Here is a 4,200-nt window from a genome sequence, read left to right on the forward strand (position 1 = left end):
TCGGCGATCTCCCACAGCCCGTCCGGAACAATCCAACTCCACGTACCCCGCCCCATAACCAGCCCAACGACGCCTCACCACATAGGACACGGTCTAAGCCCTCGTTTCACTTGGTGAGTCGCCGGTGGTTGATGAGGCTGGTGGCGATGGCCGTGATGGCGAGGAAGTGCTCGGGCTTGCGCTCGTAGCGGCGGTGGAGCCGGCGACAGCCGGCCAGCCAGGACATGGTCCGTTCGACGACCCGTCGGTGACGTCCCAGCCGCTGTGATGTCTCGCTCCCCCGACGGGCAGTCCGAGGCGTGATGCCCCGGCCGCGGAGCCATCGCCGCGGGTGGGGGTAGTCGTAGCCTTTGTCCCCGTGGAGCTTGTCGGGCCGTCGGCGGCGGGGGCCTCGACGGCTGCGGATCGGCGGTGTCGACGCGACGAGCGGCTGCAGAGCGAGACTGTCGTGGGTGTTCGCCGCGGAGATGGCGACCGCGACCGGCGGACCGGACCGGTCGGTGACGAGGTGGATCTTCGATCCCATCTTGCCGCGATCGGTCGGATTCGGTCCGGTCAGAAGCCCCCTTTGAGGGCCCGGACACTGAGCTTCTTCAGAACGGCCACGATCGGGTGACGGCCTGATCCACGGAGGCCGAGCGCGACCGCAGATCAGAGACGGATCAACTCCACAGAGCCGTTCACCCTCTGGAGTGGCCGCTGAAGAGGTTCACTCACCGAGTCGATAGCGAAACGCGACCAGTCCAGCTCTCCCTGGGCGCCGAGTTCATCCAGGACGACCCGGTGCAGACGGGCCCAGACCCTGTCCTTGCTCCAGCGGGCGAACCTCCGGTAGACCGTCGGCCAGGCCGGCCCGAACAACGGCGGCACCTGCCGCCACGTGCAGCCCGACGTCGCACCGAACACGATCGCGGCCAGACACTCACGATCCCCGGCCCGCCGGCGGCCGCCTCCTTGCGGGCGTATCACCACCGTCTCGGGCACCACCCTGCGGAACAACTCCCACAACTCATCAGGCACCAGCCGCTCGGCAAGACTCGTCATGCCCAGCACAACGAGCCAAACCACCAAAGGAAACGACGTCTAATCAGCCCTATCGGGCACACTGCAGCAGTGCAGGAGCGGTAGATTGCAGTACGCAAATTCAATTGGGAAGGACCTTCACGTAACATGTATGACTATGCTGCTTTTAAAAATTCCATTGAGGGATATCGCCTTGCGCATCCGGGAGCGACCGTTGAAGATTTTCTACCGCATCTGATGCTGCCGTCATTCGTTGACGGATGGAGCATGCTGAGTGACCACTTGAAGCGGGGTGTCGAGCAAGCGTGGGCTACCGATATCGACATGGAAGGCGCACTCACGCTGGTCGCAGATGCGGCTAACTACGCGAAATTTCTCCGCATGCGCATGGAATCCGTAGCGCCCAACAAAGCGACCCTCAATTCCTTGCCAGTCGGCAGCCGTATCCTCGTGAGCCTTTATCAGTCACCACCGTTTCCAGGTTCGAGTGGATCGGTCTACATGCTGGTAATAGATCCCGATTTCGAGGTCAGAGTGCAAGCGCATTTTGGGCAGCCTGTAGCCGTTGGCCGGGTGTCAAAGATTAAGACTGGAGGGGTATCAACTCGAATCAAGAGCCCATCCAGTGCAGGGCTTATTGGTGTCGAGTTGACCCAGATTGATTCCAGTAGAGTGGGAAACCTCGATTTCTCAAGCGAAATCGAGGTTCTCTTTTCAGAGTTCACGGAAAAGGCGATAGCCTGGGCTTGACCCTTCCTCTTAACGGGGAAGGAGCTTGCCTTCGGCCTGTGTGGAAGTGAGTAGTCGTTATGCTCAAGCCTGGTGTTGTTTAGTTCGGTGAGCGGGTTTTGGTGTGGGTGGCTGCCTGAGTCTGCGCAGGGTTCGAATGTGGCTCCGTATGTGCCTGCGGACGTCACACCCCCGGCGGTATATCGGTCGGGGGTGTGGTGTGGTTTCTTCATTGAGCCTCTTTCATCCTGGGCTCGGCACGATCCAGCGAGTCCTTCTGACCTGCGGCGATGCTCTTGATCTTCACTCTCGGAGCCCGAGGATGAAAGAGGTTCACTGCCCGAAGAGGGTCGTCATCATGCACGTTCCGTTGACCCGGTGGGCGGGGAAAAGGAAAGTCGTTCCCATTACTCTTTGAGAAATTGATCGATCCAGATAAGGAATCAGCCATGCATTATTCGAAGTCGTACTATGTGCTTTCTGACTCGCGAAGCTCGTTCGTCAGATTCAAGAGTGACGGAAATTTCACCGTAGGGAACGACCTGGCTCAGGCTCTCTGGGAGCGGACCTCTGTAGCTTTCGTGACCAACCGAGAATTCTTTCAGAACGATATCTACAGGGCGCTCTCGTTCATCGCGGATGACGAGTTCGACCTGCAGGTCGTACGCCAAGAGGGTGAGGACAGTGCAGTCGTCCACATCCCCCTCTCTAAGGACTGCAAAATTGACGCGCACTTCGAAGTCAACGGCCTTCGATCTGCCGTCGGCTGACAGCTGGGAATACGGCGGCCGCACGATCGAATCTTTCTAAGTTTGCTGGCGCCTCGGCTCGACCCGGTCTGGTGACAGCACGCCTCATAGGCATGCCCGAGAGTGAGGAAACGAAGCACTTCCCGATTCCGTCCCCGGGCCGCACGGGTACGCCGGTCGAGCGCCACCTCTTGGCCGACGACGGGCCTGCGACCAACAGATCTGTAGTAGTGGAGTAGAATCGCGCTGTAATGGCTCTACCGGGTATGCCCTGCGGAGCTGAAGGCCAAGTTGGAAAGGGCCCAGTAGTAGGCAACACTTGTCTTTCTCTCGGGGCTGGAGGATTCATGGGTGAGGCCTTGGGCTCCGCTGTATTCAGTTCCGTCGATATGCCCGGAACGTACGGTGTCGTCCCGAACAATGATGTAGCAACTGCTCATTCCGTGTTCAAGCATGACGATGCAGGGATCCAGACCTACCGCGTGCGCGCCTTCGGGGAAATCTGGCGGTTTGCGTAGTTGCCGACGCTATCGCGGACCTTGCGGACGTTGGTGTGGGCCTGACCGACGCGAAATGCTGCAAAGAGCTTGCTCAAGTCGACGTTTCCCATACCCCGGCGCCGTTCGTACCCCGCAGGTACGGGACGTGTCCGTAAGAGAGCATCTGATCTAGGTAGTTGGTGTTTTGGGATGTTCTTGTGACTGCAGGTCGTAGTGCTCGTTGTCCGGCATGTGACATCTCGACGCGCGTACCGAAGTGACGTCTCCGATGCCCGCTGGGCGTTGATCGAGCCCGTGTTCGTCGCCTGGCGGGCCGCCCGGTCTGGGCCCGGGACGGCAGCGCGGGTGCACGACCTGAGAGAGATCGTGAACGCGATCCTCTACGTCAACCGCACCGGGATCCCATGGGAGTACCTGCCGCACGACTTCCCGCCGTTCAAGACCGTCTACGACTACTACGCCAAGTGGGAGGCGGACGGAACCACCGAGCAGGTCCATGATCTGCTGCGGGACAGGACCCGCCGGGCGAACACCCGACCGGTGGAACCGTCCGCGGCCGTGGTGGACGCGCAGAGCGTGAAGACCTCGGGCAACGTCGCCGAGACCAGCCAGGGAATCGACGCCGGCAAGAAAATCAAAGGACGCAAGCGCCACCTGATCACCGACACCCTCGGTCTCGTCCTGACCGTCCTGGTCACCGCCGCCTCCGTCCACGACTCCACCGGCGGCAAGCAAGCCCTGACCGAGCTGGCGGCGGCCCACCCGAGCGTCACCAAGGTCTGGGCCGACGGCGGCTACCAGACCAGCGTCATCCAGCACGGCGCCGGCCTCGGGATCGACGTGGAGGTGGTGCAGCGACCGAAGGAGAAGGGCTTCCAGCCTCTGCCCAAAAGGTGGGTGATCGAACGGACCTTCGGCTGGCTGATGCAGCACCGCCGCCTGGCGCGTGACTACGAGGCCCTGCCGCAGAGATCCCGAACGATGATCCACTGGGCGATGGCTAACAAAATGAGCCGCGAACTCACCGGAGAAACTACACCAACCTGGCGAATCGAAACGGACATCCCACCCACACCAGCGTGAACGTTGATCAGATGCCCTCTAAGACCGTGTCCTATGTGGTGAGGCGTCGTTGGGCTGGTTATGGGGCGGGGTACGTGGAGTTGGATTGTTCCGGACGGGCTGTGGGAGATCGCCGA

General features: G+C 60.9%; 3 protein-coding genes and 2 pseudogenes. 3 read left to right on the plus strand and 2 right to left on the minus strand.

What is annotated here, in order from left to right; all coding sequences use genetic code 11:
* Nucleotides 1–106 precede the first annotated feature (106 nt).
* Nucleotides 107–588, minus strand: a pseudogene (locus tag AB0E14_RS39490) (IS5 family transposase); the annotation flags it as partial.
* A 123-nt stretch (nucleotides 589–711) separates the two neighbouring features.
* Nucleotides 712–1,044 (minus strand): annotated as a pseudogene (locus AB0E14_RS39495) (transposase); the annotation flags it as partial.
* 126 nt (nucleotides 1,045–1,170) lie between these two features.
* Here AB0E14_RS39495 and AB0E14_RS39500 point away from each other — a divergent pair.
* The 3 genes from AB0E14_RS39500 to AB0E14_RS39510 all read left to right on the plus strand — a co-directional run bounded on the left by AB0E14_RS39500 (nucleotide 1,171) and on the right by AB0E14_RS39510 (nucleotide 4,084).
* A complete protein-coding gene (locus tag AB0E14_RS39500) occupies nucleotides 1,171–1,773 on the plus strand; it encodes a hypothetical protein (RefSeq protein WP_362430354.1) in 603 nt (200 codons plus the stop codon).
* A gap of 428 nt (nucleotides 1,774–2,201) precedes the next feature.
* On the plus strand, nucleotides 2,202–2,522 hold the full coding sequence (locus AB0E14_RS39505) for a hypothetical protein (protein ID WP_362430357.1): 321 nt from the start codon (nucleotides 2,202–2,204) through the stop codon (nucleotides 2,520–2,522).
* A 710-nt stretch (nucleotides 2,523–3,232) separates the two neighbouring features.
* Nucleotides 3,233–4,084: an IS5 family transposase gene (locus AB0E14_RS39510; protein WP_362430360.1), complete on the plus strand. Its 852-nt coding sequence runs from the start codon at nucleotides 3,233–3,235 to the stop codon at nucleotides 4,082–4,084.
* Nucleotides 4,085–4,200: the final 116 nt, after the last annotated feature.

Origin of the sequence: Streptomyces sp. NPDC047981 (genome assembly GCF_040653315.1) — a bacterium.
Taxonomy (GTDB): domain Bacteria; phylum Actinomycetota; class Actinomycetes; order Streptomycetales; family Streptomycetaceae; genus Streptomyces.

Bases quoted from the DNA above. Each gene is read 5' to 3' on its own strand.
- AB0E14_RS39505 (WP_362430357.1), top strand. From the start codon at position 2,202: ATGCATTATTCGAAGTCGTACTATGTGCTTTCTGACTCGCGAAGCTCG.
- AB0E14_RS39500 (WP_362430354.1), top strand. From the start codon at position 1,171: ATGTATGACTATGCTGCTTTTAAAAATTCCATTGAGGGATATCGCCTT.